The sequence below is a fragment of the Lacticaseibacillus pantheris DSM 15945 = JCM 12539 = NBRC 106106 genome (genome assembly GCF_001311175.1).
Lineage (GTDB): Bacteria > Bacillota > Bacilli > Lactobacillales > Lactobacillaceae > Lacticaseibacillus > Lacticaseibacillus pantheris.
In genome coordinates, this window is the sequence record NZ_BBAI01000001.1 from 203,233 (window position 1) to 218,344 (window position 15,112).

Here is a 15,112-nt window from a genome sequence, read left to right on the forward strand (position 1 = left end):
AGTGGTTTTCTCGGGCTACGGCAATTCGCGGTAGCCCGGAACTGGCGAGAGCGTGAGGCTCACAGCTCCGGTCGCGGGGGCCAGCCACTCAACCGGAACCACCACGCCAGTACGACCAGCCACTAGCAGCGGTCCACAAAGTCGCAGTACGCCACAGCGCCCCCGCCAGCCAGAACCGCCACGCCCAGTGCCAATTATTTGCATTTTTGGTCAGTATAAGCGTTGGCTTTTTACCGTTTTGGGTCTATGATGAACGTGTAGAAACATTAACGCGAACAAGTTACATGCTCAAGCCCCCGCACCGTTTGGGGCATACGACCCGTACATGAGAAAGTCATGTGCGGGTCGTTTTAGGTTCGGGGTGTATAACTCGTCGCCAGGGAGGTGCGTTCAGTATGTACCGTTTCTTTGGGCAACCAAAATATGCTGGGGTTGGTCACGGCCAGAGCCCCATTGGGTATGAGCTGTTTATACGGCAGCTTGTTAATGGTCAGTGGGTATTGCCAACCGACTTTAACGACATCACCGCCGAGACCCTGCACCAACTATTAACGGACGTGATTTTGACGATGCACCAGTCCGTCGAAATGCTCTCGTTTAATCTCGAGCAAAACCAATTTGTCGACCCGGTTTTTTTTGGATATGGTGACTGACGTTCAGGACCACACTAAAATTAACCTGTTCACTGAACTTACGGAGCGGCTAGCCAGTGGCATCAGTGCAGAATCTTTAGTGCGCGCAGCATGTGCTTTTCACAAACGTGGGCTCTTAGTTTGTATCGATGACGTGGGCACAGGTCAGAACACTCCCCAGATGGTGCTCAGCATGAATGGCTCGGTGGATGAATATAAGTTCGCATTCCAAGACTTTCGTCCGTACGACAATATTCGTTCTATCGAACCCCAACTAGATTTTTGGTACCACTTAGCCCAACGCGATCACAAAATGCTGGCAATTGAGGGGGTGGAAACCAAAGCCGAACTAACGGAGATACAAAACAAGTATAACTACGACGTGGTACAGGGTTATCTATTGGGACGGCCAGTATTGCTCAGTAGCGCTACTGATAGTAATTAGTTAGTCGCGGGGGAGCGGAAGAAAACTGCGCAACAGCCAGGACCAGTATGGCTGGCCAAAACGGTACCCACAGGCATGGCGGTGATCTTCGCGGTGGGTAGCTCTTTGCGGACGGCTTCGACCAGCTGGTCCGTAACGGTTTGCTCCGCGCTGCTGACAACCATGACCGTTGGCTGGTCGGCGTCTGCTAGGGCAGTACCCGCCTGTTGGGCCAGAAAACGGAGCGACTTGCTGAACGTGCGCACCTTTTGCTTCACCACGATGGCGCCGTCTTCCTGCAACACCAAAATGGGGTGCAGGTTGAGCAGTGAGCCAATCTTGGCCGCGCTGGCTTCAACCGACCGCCAGCCACAAGGTACCGTAAGTTATCAATGGTTACGACGTGGTGGTACTCATTGCGGTGCTGCTCTACCCAATCGGCGAGGTCCTCAGGGCTAGAGCCAGCGTCACGTTGCGCGATGACATCAAGCAACATCATGCCGAGGCCGCAACTAGCAGCGCGCGAATCGGCGATGGTAATCTGGGCCTGGGGATGCTCTTCTAGAAGCACCTGTTGTGCCTGAACGGCGCTCGCGTAAGTGCCGCTCAGTGCACTGTCAAAGGCCAGGTAGAACACGGGAATGTTGTCCACGACGTACGGTTCAAAGGCGTTGATAAACTCGCCCACGCTGACTTGCGAGGTGGTGGCGGTACGGCCGTTGGCAAGCTCGTGGTAAAAGGATTGCATGGCGGCAACGTCGTCAGTCGCGATGTGTACTTCTTGCTCGCCGATGAGTACGTGTAGCGGGACGACGTCGACGTCGTGTTGCTTAAACGAGGCGCGCGGAAGGTCGCACGCGGAATCCGTGATGATTTTAAACATACTGTGCCTGCTTTCCCGCCGGTCTACGCCGGCGGTTTTTTTTAATGGTTGTTTTGCAAAGATGCACTTGATATAGCGGTCTTTGGTGCCGCTCTGTTCCTCCACACTGTATCGTAGGTGCGCGGACGGGTAAATAGTTTTTGGGGTACGCGTTACACGTGTCAAGATTGATGTCACGGATAGGGAAGGATGCCGCTTGTGCGTTCATCTTTGGCCATTTAATAAATTTGGTAACACGATGTACTTTTAATTAATTGCTAATAGAGCGTGTCATTCTGAGGTGGGTGACCTATAATGTGGTTGTAGCAAGTCAAACAAATTATGGAGGTAATGATCATGGCAGCAGAAGCTGAAAAGACTTTGGTGCTAGACACACCGATGAAGGATGTTTTTGACTGGAGCGATAGTGAGGACGCGGTGCGTGACGCATTGTGGGACCACTACATGGAGGCTAACAACCACGACACCATCAAGACTGAAGAGCAGATGAAGCCGATTATGGATTACACTGACGACCAAGTGAAGGAATTGGCCGAGAAGGAACTGCACTAGTTCCTGCCAAATAGAAAAAAATAACGTGTAAAGGGGGCTGACTGGATGGTTAGCCCCTTTTGCGTGGGGCAACACAGTTACTGTGTGTTCAACCTGGGAGCCAGTGACGATGACGTTTTGTGAAACGGGACGAGTAAGATATACTGACTGCAGGATATTTCCCGGGTAATAAAAGTCAAGTAGAGGGCAAAGCATATGGAACGAACCATTAATCACGACCAAGTCTTACTCAGCCAACCAGCCGCACCGGCGACCACCACGGACGCTCCGGTAGTCACCGACCTGCTGGACACACTGTCAGCGAATAGCGACCGTTGTGTGGGGATGGCGGCCAACATGATTTGCGTGAACAAAAACATTATTGTGGTGCAGATGGGACCGGTAGCGGTGCCCATGGTTAATCCGTGGTTATCCCACGAAACTGGGGCGTTTACCGCGACGGAAGGGTGCCTGTCTTTAGACGGTGAACGTTCAACCACTCGATACCGTGAAGTGGACGTTGACTACATGGATGCGCAGTGGCGTCCCCAACACCAACACTTCTCTGGATGGATTGCCCAGATTATTCAACACGAGGTCGACCACACGCAGGGCCGGTTGATTTAGTGCTGCTTGCACCGGCTAATGTTTGAAATGAAGTACAATTAGTGGATGGGTGTAGTTCATTGCCAACAAAATTGACCCGCCAAACCATTGCAATAGTGGTTTGGCGGGTCAATTTTTCGCCCTGAATGCGCTGCGGTTATTCCGCTGAGTGTCTTAGCACGCTTGTGACGGCAACTAGGCAAGTGTGTTCGGAGTATGCCGCGGGTTCCGGCAACGCCTCCAAATCGTTGATATAACGGCACCTGGTGATGCCTAAACGGTGTTTCGCATGAAACATCACCTATTCCCGCTCCTGCACCCGCGGTAGACGCGTGGCCAGCAACCAGCCCACGACACCCACCAAAGCAAAGCTGGCAAAGGTGGCGCGGAAACCGCTCACTGCCGAGCCAGTACCTTGTTGTACGGTTTGTAGAATCATCGTGGCCACAGCCACCCCTAAGGATCCCAGCAATTGACGCACGGTGGTGGTGACCGCGGTGCCGTCAGCGATGAGGTCACGGGGCAGGGCGTTTGCCCCGGCTGTTACGGAAGGCATCATGACGAACGCATTGCCGGCTTCGGTGACCATTGCGCAGATGATGGCTAGCCACAGTGGCAGGTGACCGACTAGCAGGGTCATCAGGGTAAAGCCGATAACGATGAGCGTCATCCCCGTCAGCGCGACTTTGCGTGGCCCCAAGCGGTCGAGCATTTTACCCGCCCGTGGGTTCAGCAAGCTGAGTCCCACGGCCGCCGGCACTAGCGATAACCCTGAAACCAGCGGGCTCACGTGCAGCACGTTTTGGAAGTACAAAGGCATGATGATGGTGGTCACGATGAGGGCAATGTACGAAATGCCCGTCATCAACACCGACTGCGTGAACAACCGGGTAGCGAAAACTCTCAGTTGGAGGATGGGGCGTTCCTGATTTAGTTGTCGACGCACAAACCAAATTGCGCCCATGCACCCCAATACGGTGATGATTCCTAACGTGGCAGTCATCCCCTGGTTAGTGGCGCTGCTGAGCACATACAGTAGGGCCGGAAAACTAGCGGCAAGCACAACCGATAGCCAATCGAGCTGGTTGGGTTGCAGTGGCATGACGTCTTTGATGGTGATAAACGACACGACAAAGACGGCAACTGCGATGATGAAGAACAGGGCGAAGAGCGCTCGCCACGGGAACCAGGTCAGCAGAACCCCGGAGATAATCGGGCCGACAGCAAGGGCCGACCCCATCACCAGCCAGCGACACCCATGACCGCACCCCGACGCTCTTGCGGGGTGATGGTGAGCATTACTGTCTGGTAGCTGGGGAAAATGATGCCGACCGCGACGGCCTCGAGCAGGCGGCCGGTCATTAGTAAGGGGAATGATGGTGCCCAGATGCAGAGCAGGGTGCCGAGTGCAAAGACGGCGACGACGCTCTGAAACAGGTGCTTAAACTTCATGTTGCTGAGCAACCAAGGACTCACCGGAATCATCAGGCTCATCACCAACATGAAGCCCGTTGTCAGCCATGCGACGGTGCTGGCTCCGAGGTGGAAACTTCGCATGAACGCGGGGTAGGCGGTACTTAAAGCTGACTGGGAGATGGACATGGTGAAGGTGCCAGTCAGTAATGTCGCCACGAATGCTTGCCGGTGGCGACCGGAAATGGTGTTGATTGATGTGGACATAAGAAATCACTCCTTCGATTGATGGCGTAGAGCGCCTAAACTACGGGTTGGATGTTGTCGTTGTAACAACGACAAATTTATTATAGTGCTTTTTGACGGGCGACTAAAATACGGCACCGCTGCTGTAGGTGGACATTGAAAATCCCCCGGGGCCACGCAAGGCCCCGGGGGATTAACGCTATTTATGCAAAAATACCTTTTTGGTGGTGAATGATAATTCCGGTCAGCCACATAATCCCGGCAAAGATTGCGGCCAGAATGAAGGCAAAGTGCCAGTCAAGGTGGCTACCCACGACACCGAATAGCACGGGGCCCACGGCGGCAATGAGGTAGCCGGCCGATTGTGCCATCCCCGAAACGGCGGCGGTTTCGCGGTGGTTGGCCGACTTCTGCGCGAAGAACACCACGGCCAGGTTGAACGAAACCCCATTGCCGAGCCCCATAATGATGGCGGCAATCATGCTGAGGCCAAAGTTGGCGCCAGCCACTAGTGTCAGCACCAGCCCGATGATCAGGCCGCCACCCATAACTGCAGCTGTGCTCTGCACACCCCATTTAGTGTTGGCCACGAGCGGTACGATTAACGAGAAGGGCATCCCGCAAAGCTGGAAAACCGTCACGAGGAGGCTGGCTTGGCTAGCAGTCATGCCAAAGCTGATATAGGCGGACGACAGCCATGTAAGTAGCGAGTAGAAAATGATGGCCTGGAGCGAGAAGAAGATGGTAATCAGCCAGCCGGTTTTGGTGCCCCAGACGGACCGCTTACTCTCGGCCAGTACGTCGTCCTCACTGACCTCAGGTTCGGCGTTTGGTAGTTTAACGGTGGCGGCAGGGATCCATCCAAGCAGACTAATCAGTGAAACTACAAACAATCCTACCTGAATAGCCGTAAGCGATGCGCTATCCACAAACAGACCGACGATACCGGTTGCAAGGGCACCGGCAACCATCATGGTCGTGGTGTAGTACGACATCCCGCGCGTGGTGACACCGGTGTAGTGGGCCTTGATGGACGCGGGGAGGAGTACGTTGGCGCTGTCGATACCCAACCCGATGAGGAAGGTACCGGCAAACAGCCCCGCGGCGTTAGGCAGGATTCGTAAGGCCATGCCGAGTGATAGCAACGCGGTGAAGAACAAAATTACCCGTTCAATGCCAAAGCGTCGGGCTAGGCGCGGAAATAGCGGCGACGCGACCGCGAACGTCAACATGGGGATGGTGGTAATCATGCCCGCAGCGCTGGTCGATAACCCGAGCTGTTTTTGCAAAGCGGGGATGAGTGACGAGATTGCGGTGATGGGGATCCGCATGTTCACTGCCAGTAGGATGATGCTCCAAACAAAAAGATTGCGATTTTTCACGAAAATGCCTCTCAGTATAGAAGTTACAGAAAATAAACTATTTATCTATACTAGTTTAAGCCGCCGCGGGAAGCAACGTTCAAAACGCCTTTGCCCAGTAAAAGCAGTTAATTGCGTGGCTAGGCTGCTGGGGCCTGTTCATCGCCGACGGCCGGTTCGGTGAGCCGCACCCGTACCGCCAGCGTCACCACGACCAGTATGGCGGCCACCACGGCGTAGGCAATCCATGCGGTGGTTGTGTTAATGAGGTTAGCAATCGTGAGGAAGAGCCCCTGGCCGATGGGCACACCAATCATGCTGGCGGTGGTGTCCACGCCGCTCATGGCGGCTAGTTGCGATTCGGGGACGAGGGTCATGGTAATGGCGGACAGCCGCGGGTTGATTTTTGCGATGGTGTACGCCATGGCAAAGATGGCGAGTAGCATCATCACCACGTTGCTGTGTTGCCAGCTCATAATGCCGCCCAGCGCGGCCATGCACCCCATAGCGAGGGCAAAGATGGACAGGGTGCGGTAGCGGCGAAAGATATCCTCCATTAGGAGCGAACCCAAAACAATGCCTAGTGAAAACAGGATGTTCACCACCGCCACGGTTGTGCCAAAGTTACCCAGCCAGAGCGTCCGCCGGTGGAGTAGCGTGAGGTTGATGAGCGCAGTGACGTAACTGGCCAGAATGTTGGCGGGGATGGATAGCAGGATAATGGATAGTAGGAAGTGGTTACGTTGCAGTAGCTGCCAGACACTCAGGAGCTGGTACGTAGTCGTGGTCGGGGGCCAACGTGTTGCCAGTCGTGATCAACTTTGCTCAGGGTTGCATGGGCGTGGTGGAAGACGACGGCGCTGCAGACGAAGGTTGCGGCGTTAATGAGGCCGAAGAGGACGTAGTTGTGGTTGAGGATGACGATCACGCTCGCACCCACGGCCTGGAAAATCATTTGGACGGTTTCCGTTGCGGCTGTATTGAAGCCAAAGGCACTATTCAGGGCGGTCGTGGGCACCAGACGCTTAAATAGGGGGATGGTGAGCCCGTTACCGTATTGCCCAATGGTGTCAGAAACGATGTTAATAAGTAGCAGCAGGAGAAACAGGCCCACGGATGCCGTGTGGCTAATAGCAACTGCTAGTAGCACGAAGAGGGCGGCCTGAGTATAGCGTACGCGCATAATCCACCCGACTTTGCGTGGGGTGTTGTCAGCCCAGTAGCCGGTGATGATACCCAGGAGGGTGGGCACCAATCCGGCCATTGACGCCAAGGACACTGCCAAGCTGCTGAACGGCAGGCTCGCCGCGTAAATAATAAAGACAATGTTGTACAGACTGTCACCGATACTACTGAGTACGGTAGCGTTGGTGATGGTGCGGAAACCTCGGTTGGTTCGGTATTCGTGCATGGCAGTCACCTTCCTTTGCTTGTACCCACATTATCGGTGGAGTACAGTGAGGATGCGCGATAATTATACTATTCGAAAAAAAGAGGTGGCGGGAGTGGAAAACGGTGAACTGTTTCGGGCGATGCGGCGCAACCACCGCATTACGTTGGCACAGGTTGCGGATGAGCAAAACTCAGTGGCAACCATTAGTAAGTTTGAGCGGGGAATAAGCGACATTGGTTTGTCACGGTTTTTACACTTGTTGAATCGGATTGATACCTCAATGGAAGAATTTTTATTCCGTAAGGCGTTAGCAGACGGCCATGCAGTGATGAATCCGCGCGGTGAGCATGATTTTAATAGCCAGATTGACGTCAACTTCGAGCACCGGGTGTCAGAATTGGGCGATATGACTACGCGTGAGGTGACGGATGACGAAATCGCCACGTTACAAGCGGAGATTGAGTTGTGGGAACACCCACTTGACCATACACCGACCCACCGGGAACGCTTTTCCGCACTGGTGTTACGCTTCTACGAGTTGACGCTGTTGGCCAATCGGCGCCATTACCAGCAGGGCAGGCATCCGGATCAAGTGGGACTGGGACGATTGAGCGGCGAACTAAACGACTTGGTGCGGCCATTTGTTAGTTATCTGCGGCATGTCGAGCGGTGGGGCTACTTTGAGTTATATTTTTTTTGGCTTGTTACATACGGGGATTGATAACGAGACGGAGCATGAGTTACTACCACTTGCACTTAAACGTTCGCGGATGGACAAGGGGTTTAACTCTGTTTCAACAATGCGCTTTTGGATGTTGTTCGGAGCGTTTACCGATTTTATTAACGCCCGGCAGTTTCAGTGGGCGCGGGAAGCGCTGGACCGTGCGGAACAGGATTTACAAACTGAACACAACCTGAACATGGCCAACCTGTTGCTATTTTGCCGGGGTTGGTACCGCATCATCCATGATGACGTGGATGCAGGGACAAAGCTTTGTCAGCAGGCTATTAGTATTGAGCACATCCTCAAGCAGGACAATCAGGGTGTAGGTGATCTGGCTAACGTACTGCCGTATGTTTTGGCTAACCGTGATAATCCGGGTAGCGGCGCCTACTTTATGTAGTAATGACGAGTAAAAAAAATAATTGGGGCTGTAAAAAGGCGGTTAGCTCCCGATATACAAGACGCATCAGTGGAAATCCCGAACTTAGGATTTCTGCTGATGCCGTCTCGTATGTTATGGAGCTGCCTTTTGGCGCGCGACCACGATTTATCGTTCGTGTGCTAAAGGCTTCTGTCACAATCCCGTTGGCAATTATTTCCCGGGAAATACCTCATTAGGATTCGTGCCACAGGAACCGCATGGCGGCATCCATCACCCGGTGGTTACGCCGAATAATCAGGTGGTGGCTAGCATCGTGACCATACACGGTCATCTCGCGGTAACTACTGAACCGTGGACCCATGGCTGGCCACAGCGCCTCGCTGGAGACATTCGCTACTTTGCCATCACTATTCGTCCCGTGCCAGTGACTGTCACCCATGATGTTCAGAACGTGCACGCCATCTGGGAAGAACTGGGCGTTGCGGACCAACTCACGGTACTCAGGGTGCTTGATAAGGGGCTTACCGTTACTGAGGATACGGTTCGCGTGTGGGAAGTCGTCCCGACGGTAAGCACCGTCGTAGGGGCCCGCAACCAGAACCGCCCGCCGCAGTTGGAGCGGTTGGCTGTGGCTATACGCCGTTAGTAGGTCGAGCGTACCCCGCGAATGGGCGATGGCGTCAAAGCTGTGTACATGGTACCGGTTGCGTAGCTGATCGAGTAAGTGGTTGAGCCACGTAGCGTTACGGTCCCATGACGCACGATTGTTGGCGAAAACGACCTTGATGAGCGGGTGGCTCATGGTACGGGTCCAGTCGCCGTAATAATTAATGCGCTCACCGTTAATTACGGCGGTCAGGGCGTACTGTGCTTTGTGTTTCTGTTCGGCCAGGTCGATGAAGTGATCATATGTGCGTTCGCCCGCGTGGAAGCCATGGATGAGGAGTGTTGGCCGGTGGTAGCCGCTATCTGTGCTAGCTTCAGTTGAGTTGGTATGTTGTTGGCCCCCGGCACCCAGAATGAGGACAAAGGCAATTAAGGGTAATATGAGCATCAGTTTCCTCTTCATCATTCGCGACTCCTCTCCTAGGCTTAATAACTAACCCCAGTTTAACGGTAAATGTAGATGTCGGCTCGGGCGATGGACTGAAATTATCGAAATCCTACAGTAGATTAATAAATCTCAGAATAGGGTAGCGGTCAACGGACTACTGTTATTTGGTTGGCGGTACGTAGTAAATGGGCGCAGCCCTCAACAAACTAGTTGGTTGTGGCCTGTCATGCGCTTTGTTATTCTATATTTATGTATAACAAGCATACTTAAATTGACTTTCATCAAAGAGTTTAATTGCTGATAATCGGACAATGGTCTGGAGCTGGTTATCTTTTTACACATAGCAGTAGGAGTTAATGACCAATTTTGCCTCATGTGCGGCTTAAACCACATGGGCCGAAATAGTGGGTTGCGCGTGAATTTTACGTGACTAAAATGGGACAATGTATAGCTCGAAAATTACTGAAAGTACCTGGGGAGATTTTGTAAATGAAGAATTTTGCTGAACGTCATGTCGGTGCATTAATCGCATGGATTGTGGTCGTATTGGCGGCGGTATTATTTATGCCGGATACCTCAGCACTGGTCACAAAGTATGGTCAAACCAAGATTCCGAGCACTGCTCAGAGTCAGATTGCCGATACTTTGCATAACAAGTGGGGGCATGGCGAAAATAATACTCGTCAAGTGGTCGTAGTCTTTAGCAACGGCAACGATAAGCTAACTACTACGCAGAAGCGGAGCATCAATTCTACTATTGATAAGCTGCGCGACCACAAGGACCATTACAATATTAAGTCAATGCTATCCGCGCAGGATAACGCTCAGGCTAGGGCACAACTGATTTCCAAGGATAAAACCACGGAATTACTACAGTTGAACATGTCCAAGTCTCAGGGTGTCCGTGCGCAGGCAGCGGCCGTTAACAAGGCGGCCAAGACTGCGGGTGTGAAAACCTACGTCACGGGTAGCGACATTCTGAATGATAACTTCCAGAAGTCGACTGAAGACGGACTCAAGAAGACCGAAGTAATAGCGGCCATCTTCATCTTTGTGGTGTTGGTGCTGGTATTCCGTTCGCCAATCGTGCCGCTAGTTTCCTTGGGTACTGTGGGCGTGGCCATGCTGGCTTCTTTGAGCGTGGTCATGAACCTGGTCAAGTACCTAGGCTTCCCGCTGTCGTCATTCACGCAGGTGTTTATGGTCGTCGTCCTCTTTGGGGTAGGTACTGACTACAACATTCTGATGTACGATCAGTTTAAGGAGGAACTATCCGGGGGACTGTCGGCGATTGACGCTACCCGTAAAGCGCGGCGGATTGCCGGGCACACCATCCTCTTCAGTGGATCGTCCATCTTGATTGGGTTCACCGCGCTCGCACTGGCTAAGTTCTCCATTTACCAGTCCGCTGTCGGTGTGGCCGTGGGTGTTGCGGTGCTGCTAGCGGTTCTCCTGACTTTGAACCCGTTCTTCATGGCAACCATGGGCAAAAAGATGTTCTGGCCAACCAAGAACTTTGATGGTGGGAGTCGGAGCAAGCTTTGGAACTTCCTGTCCAAAAATGCGGTGTTACGGCCAATCCTAGGTATCCTGCTGGTTGGTTTGGTGTCGTTACCATTCCTATTCACCTACAACAACAACCTGAATTACGACACGTTGGCCGAACTAAGCGACAGTTTACCGGCCAAGAAGGGTTTCTTTGTGGTTCAGGATCACTTCTCCAAGGGTACGGCTGAGCCTTCAACGTTGTACATCACGGATGGCAACAAGAAGCTCGACCAGGAGAAGTACCTCAAGATTATTGACCGCGTGACGCGGAAAATTCAGGACAAAGACGGCGTGAAAACCGTTGCGTCGGCCACCCAACCAGGTGGGTCGAAGGTCAGCGCTTTGTACGCCAAGAACCAGTTGAAGACCGTGACTAAGGGTTCCAAGCAGGTCAATAAGGGCTTGGGTACCATCAACAGCGGCCTGCTCTCCGCCAAAAACCAGATTGCGGCTAGCAACATGCAGTCCGGTCTGGACGGGGTTACGCAACTGATTGCCGGAACCAACAAGTTAATCGACGGCAGCAACACTTTGCAAAGTGGGACCAAGTCGCTGGCTAGCGGTGCTACCACACTCTCCAGTGGGGCCAATAGCTTAGCCAGTGGCGCCCAGACGGTTAATAGTGGGACCCAGACCCTGGCCAGCGGCGCGTCGTCGCTGTCGAGTGGTGCCAGCAACTTAGCCAGTGGGGCGAACACCGTGAATAACGGTGTGGGTCAAATTAACTCGCAGTTGGCACAGAGTGCTTCCAGTATGAGCCAGTTAGCCACCGCACAAACCCAGATTGGTGAGCTCGCCAACCAGATGAACAGCGTGAAGTCCGAACTGGCTGGGGCGTCAAGTTTAGTGAGCGAGGCCCAGCAGTTGCAGCCAGCCATTGAGGCGCTGTCCACTTACCGATCACAAATTGATGGGTTGATGCAAGAGCTCAACGGTATGGGCGATTTGAGCACTACCGTTAGCTCCGTCAAGACCAGTTTGACGGGCGTGGCGGGTAACGACTTCAAGTCCGAGATGGCTAACGCGCAGATGATTTCCGCGGCGCAAAGCATCATTGACGACGATACCGCTTCGGCAGCATCCAAAGCCGCTGCTGAGAAGATTAAGGCGGCCGCTACGACCAGCAACACTAATTTATCGAGTAACTTGAGTACCTTGCAAGGCGTCAGCCAGCAGTTCGGTTCGCTGTCGATGCCAACGGCTGATCAAATCGACGCCATCAAGACCATCGCGGCCAAGATGCCTAGCGAAGAGCAGCTGAACTCGTTACAATCCGAGATGGCGCAGCTACCAAGTATGCTGAAGGACGCCAATGCTTTAATGGACTCCGCTTCTGGCCTAACCGCTATGTCGGGTAAGCTGGGTCAACTGACGTCTTCCATCAGCCAGTTACAGGCTGCCTTGAAGCAGCTGCAAGCAGGTACCAATAGCCTGGCTTCCGGTGCCACCACCCTCGCAAACGGTGCGTCATCGCTGACTACCGGCGCGAACACGTTGGCAGCTGGTACGGGCACGCTGGCCAGTGGCGCTACGACTTTGGCTAGTGGTACGACCACGCTGGCTAATGGCGCAACCACGCTGAACAACAGCGTTCCGGCACTGACGAGCGGCTTGTTGCAGGTTAACTCCGGTCAGAAGACCATGTACACGAGCCTCCAGGGCGTTGTGGGTCAGATGCAGCAGTTGCAAAGTGGCCTGGGTAGCGCAAGCGACGGGTTGAACACCATCAGTAAGGGTGTTGCCCAGTCGAACAGCTACCTGATGGGCTTACGGCAGTCTGCGGCGGCGGACGAGTTCTACATTCCAACCAAGACTTTGCACAGTTCAACGTTCAAGCCGGCTATCAAGCAGTACATGTCGTCCGACAAGCACACGACACGGATGACCATCGTGCTCGGCTACAACCCTAGTTCCGCGAAGGCGATGACTGAGGTCAAAGCCATCCAGAAGGAAGTTCAGAATGAGCTTAAGGGCACGGATCTCGACGGTGCAACCGTTGCGATTGGCGGGCAGACGGCCACCACGGCGGACACCCACGATATTGCGTCCGAAGACTTTATCCGGACTGCAGTCATCATGCTTGTTGGTATCGGCTTGGCACTGATGTTCATCACCCGTTCGATTCTCCAGCCAGTTTACATTCTGGGCACGCTGATTCTGGCGTACTTCACTTCCCTCAGCATCACGCGTTGGGTCAGTGGGGCGTTCCTGGGTGAAAAGATGCTGACGTGGAACACGCCGTTCTTCGCCTTCGTTATGCTCATTGCTCTGGGTGTTGACTACAGTATCTTTCTGATGATGAAGTATCGTGAATTCGGCGATAATGGGGGACGGCCGAGCGTGAACATTGTACGGGCCTCAGGTGTGATTGGTGCCGTGGTTATCTCGGCAGCCATTATCCTGGGTGGTACGTTCGCCGCACTGATGCCGTCTGGCGTGCTGACTTTGATTCAGGTCGCACTGGCGGTTATCATTGGGCTGATTATCCTGGTACTCATTATTCCAATTCTGATTCCGGCGGCCATTCACTTAACTTACGATCGCAGTAAGTTAACGGATGACGACGAGGATGACGAGAACCGCAACTAAAATATCATGTTGATGCGAACGACCGCCAATGCAGTGCAAAGCTGCGTTGGCGGTCGTTTTGTTGTGCAATTATAAAGTATCCGTGTGGATTGTCACGCGGGTTGGGTGACGCGGGTCGATATCGGGTATAATACTGCGTAAGTATGTACAGGAGGTGCTCACAGCGATGGGTAGAATGCAACGTAAACAGGAGCAGCAACGGAGCCGAAGCGTGGGACGCCGCAGTGGTGTGATTCAAGGGCAGGCCAAGAAGCGGCACCACCCGGGGCGCTGGGTAGCCGCAATTCTGGGCATTATCGTCCTCGTGATTGTGCTGGGAGTCGTCTTTTTCACACCCCTGAACAACGCGGTACGGACCGCTTCGGGCGGCAACGATACGGTGGCTGATAAGGCCGTGAAGAGTGCTGTGGTCAGCAAGCTGGAGTCCGCCAAGACGGGTAACAGCACGGTCGATGGCGCAATCGATCAGGTGGAGAGCACCATTAAGGACACCAAGGTATCGGCCGTGATGCAGGCGGCCAAGAGTGAATCGTCGATGACGTCACTGCTGGAAAGCAAGGGTATGAACAGCACGCAGGCCAGCGCTGCGGCGAACGCAGTGTACAGTACTAGCGCCCTCGACGGGGTACGGTCTGAGGTGGCCAAGGGTAATTGGTACGGCGTGTACCAGCAAGCCCAGAAGCTATCATCGAGTCAGGGCGTGGATTTGAGTAGTGTGGAGTCAGCGTTAATGCAACAGTAAATTGAAGTGTGGCATCCAACCGTGATGGCTGGGTGCCTTTTTGATATAGATTGGCGGCTCTGGTCGGTGGGAGTGCTGTGAGATGCTACGACTTGGTGGACCGTTCCACGGTGACCGCTACTTGTGGCTGGTCGTACTGGCGTGGTGGCTCCGGTTGAGCGGCTGGTCCCCGCGACCGGTTACGTGCCTCACGCTCACGCCCGTGCCGGGCTACCGCGAATTGCCGTAGCCCGAGAAAACCACTCGGTCTAGCCAATTTGATTCTGTAATTCATAACTGCCAATACGTGCTAGCGCACTACTGGCAGTAATTCAAACAGAACTACGGACATGCAGCCGTCGCGGGGACCAGCCGCTCAACCTCCACCACCACGCCAGTACGACCAACGGCAGATGGTCACCGTTCCGGGTCCAGTCATCTAGGCACTCCAACGGCCATAACCAACATTGCTGATAATTTTATGAACGATTCGACCAACTACTGGCTCAAATAATGGTCTGTCTCAAAATTAACGCGGCCTAACGCACGAGTTCTGAATTAATGCATCTTAAATTAGGGACCCCATACTATCGGGAACCCGCGGA

12 protein-coding genes and 2 pseudogenes are annotated in these 15,112 nt (G+C 53.6%); 8 read left to right on the top strand and 6 right to left on the bottom strand.

Features of this window, described 5'->3' with window-relative positions; genetic code table 11:
• Positions 1–395: 395 nt before the first annotated feature.
• Together JCM12539_RS13685 and JCM12539_RS12465 are read left to right on the top strand one after the other, a co-directional pair.
• Positions 396–653 (top strand): hypothetical protein, encoded by a 258-nt coding sequence (locus tag JCM12539_RS13685; protein ID WP_054648545.1) that lies wholly within the window; start codon positions 396–398, stop codon positions 651–653.
• Entirely contained in the window at positions 643–1,077 is a 435-nt protein-coding gene (locus JCM12539_RS12465; RefSeq protein WP_054648547.1) for an EAL domain-containing protein, read from the top strand. Before JCM12539_RS13685 ends, JCM12539_RS12465 begins: the two co-directional genes overlap by 11 nt.
• Here JCM12539_RS12465 and JCM12539_RS01020 read toward each other — a convergent pair.
• Positions 1,074–1,939 (bottom strand): annotated as a pseudogene (locus JCM12539_RS01020) (DegV family protein). The gene JCM12539_RS12465 and the pseudogene JCM12539_RS01020 sit on opposite strands and share 4 nt — an antisense overlap.
• A 336-nt stretch (positions 1,940–2,275) precedes the next feature.
• Between JCM12539_RS01020 and JCM12539_RS01025 the strand changes: the two are divergent.
• Together JCM12539_RS01025 and JCM12539_RS01030 are read left to right on the top strand one after the other, a co-directional pair.
• On the top strand, positions 2,276–2,491 hold the full coding sequence (locus tag JCM12539_RS01025) for a P8 family protein (protein WP_420835962.1): 216 nt from the start codon (positions 2,276–2,278) through the stop codon (positions 2,489–2,491).
• Positions 2,492–2,686: 195 nt separating this feature from the next.
• Complete coding sequence (locus JCM12539_RS01030) at positions 2,687–3,097, top strand: peptide deformylase (RefSeq protein ID WP_054648555.1); 411 nt, start codon at positions 2,687–2,689, stop codon at positions 3,095–3,097.
• Between the two features lie 280 nt (positions 3,098–3,377).
• On the opposite strand, the pseudogene JCM12539_RS01035 reads toward JCM12539_RS01030, so the two are convergent.
• The 4 genes and pseudogenes from JCM12539_RS01035 to JCM12539_RS01050 all read right to left on the bottom strand — a co-directional run bounded on the left by JCM12539_RS01035 (position 3,378) and on the right by JCM12539_RS01050 (position 7,507).
• Positions 3,378–4,744, bottom strand: a pseudogene (locus JCM12539_RS01035) (DHA2 family efflux MFS transporter permease subunit).
• A 194-nt stretch (positions 4,745–4,938) separates the two neighbouring features.
• The gene (locus JCM12539_RS01040; protein WP_054648557.1) at positions 4,939–6,117 is read right to left on the bottom strand and encodes an MFS transporter; all 1,179 of its coding nucleotides are present in this window, start codon (positions 6,115–6,117) and stop codon (positions 4,939–4,941) included.
• A 119-nt stretch (positions 6,118–6,236) separates the two neighbouring features.
• Positions 6,237–6,653, bottom strand: coding sequence for an MFS transporter (locus tag JCM12539_RS01045; protein ID WP_156301961.1), 417 nt, complete (start codon positions 6,651–6,653; stop codon positions 6,237–6,239).
• A gap of 206 nt (positions 6,654–6,859) precedes the next feature.
• On the bottom strand, positions 6,860–7,507 hold the full coding sequence (locus JCM12539_RS01050; protein ID WP_054648561.1) for an MFS transporter: 648 nt from the start codon (positions 7,505–7,507) through the stop codon (positions 6,860–6,862).
• Between the two features lie 94 nt (positions 7,508–7,601).
• On the opposite strand from JCM12539_RS01050, the gene JCM12539_RS01055 reads away from it, so the two are divergent.
• A complete protein-coding gene (locus tag JCM12539_RS01055; protein WP_054648563.1) occupies positions 7,602–8,210 on the top strand; it encodes a helix-turn-helix domain-containing protein in 609 nt (202 codons plus the stop codon).
• Positions 8,170–8,613 carry a hypothetical protein gene (locus JCM12539_RS01060; RefSeq protein WP_054648565.1) on the top strand — a complete coding sequence of 148 codons (444 nt, stop codon included), beginning with the start codon at positions 8,170–8,172 and terminating at the stop codon, positions 8,611–8,613. The genes JCM12539_RS01055 and JCM12539_RS01060 overlap by 41 nt, the downstream gene beginning before the upstream one ends.
• 214 nt (positions 8,614–8,827) lie before the next feature.
• Here JCM12539_RS01060 and JCM12539_RS01065 read toward each other — a convergent pair whose 3' ends face one another.
• The gene (locus JCM12539_RS01065) at positions 8,828–9,667 is read right to left on the bottom strand and encodes an alpha/beta hydrolase (RefSeq protein ID WP_156301962.1); all 840 of its coding nucleotides are present in this window, start codon (positions 9,665–9,667) and stop codon (positions 8,828–8,830) included.
• Positions 9,668–10,138: 471 nt separating this feature from the next.
• Here JCM12539_RS01065 and JCM12539_RS01070 point away from each other — a divergent pair, with 471 nt between their 5' ends.
• Both JCM12539_RS01070 and JCM12539_RS01075 read left to right on the top strand, forming a co-directional pair.
• Complete coding sequence (locus JCM12539_RS01070) at positions 10,139–13,786, top strand: MMPL family transporter (protein WP_054648567.1); 3,648 nt, start codon at positions 10,139–10,141, stop codon at positions 13,784–13,786.
• Between the two features lie 166 nt (positions 13,787–13,952).
• Positions 13,953–14,528, top strand: coding sequence for a hypothetical protein (locus JCM12539_RS01075; protein ID WP_054648569.1), 576 nt, complete (start codon positions 13,953–13,955; stop codon positions 14,526–14,528).
• Positions 14,529–15,112 lie beyond the last annotated feature (584 nt).

Excerpts from the sequence above, each read along its gene's own strand:
- JCM12539_RS13685 (WP_054648545.1), top strand. The coding sequence starts at position 396 with ATGTACCGTTTCTTTGGGCAACCAAAATATGCTGGGGTTGGTCACGGC.
- JCM12539_RS12465 (WP_054648547.1), top strand. The coding sequence starts at position 643 with ATGGTGACTGACGTTCAGGACCACACTAAAATTAACCTGTTCACTGAA.
- JCM12539_RS01025 (WP_420835962.1), top strand. The coding sequence starts at position 2,276 with ATGGCAGCAGAAGCTGAAAAGACTTTGGTGCTAGACACACCGATGAAG.
- JCM12539_RS01030 (WP_054648555.1), top strand. The coding sequence starts at position 2,687 with ATGGAACGAACCATTAATCACGACCAAGTCTTACTCAGCCAACCAGCC.
- JCM12539_RS01045 (WP_156301961.1), bottom strand. The coding sequence starts at position 6,653 with ATGGAGGATATCTTTCGCCGCTACCGCACCCTGTCCATCTTTGCCCTC.
- JCM12539_RS01050 (WP_054648561.1), bottom strand. The coding sequence starts at position 7,507 with ATGCACGAATACCGAACCAACCGAGGTTTCCGCACCATCACCAACGCT.
- JCM12539_RS01065 (WP_156301962.1), bottom strand. The coding sequence starts at position 9,667 with ATGATGAAGAGGAAACTGATGCTCATATTACCCTTAATTGCCTTTGTC.
- JCM12539_RS01070 (WP_054648567.1), top strand. The coding sequence starts at position 10,139 with ATGAAGAATTTTGCTGAACGTCATGTCGGTGCATTAATCGCATGGATT.
- JCM12539_RS01075 (WP_054648569.1), top strand. The coding sequence starts at position 13,953 with ATGGGTAGAATGCAACGTAAACAGGAGCAGCAACGGAGCCGAAGCGTG.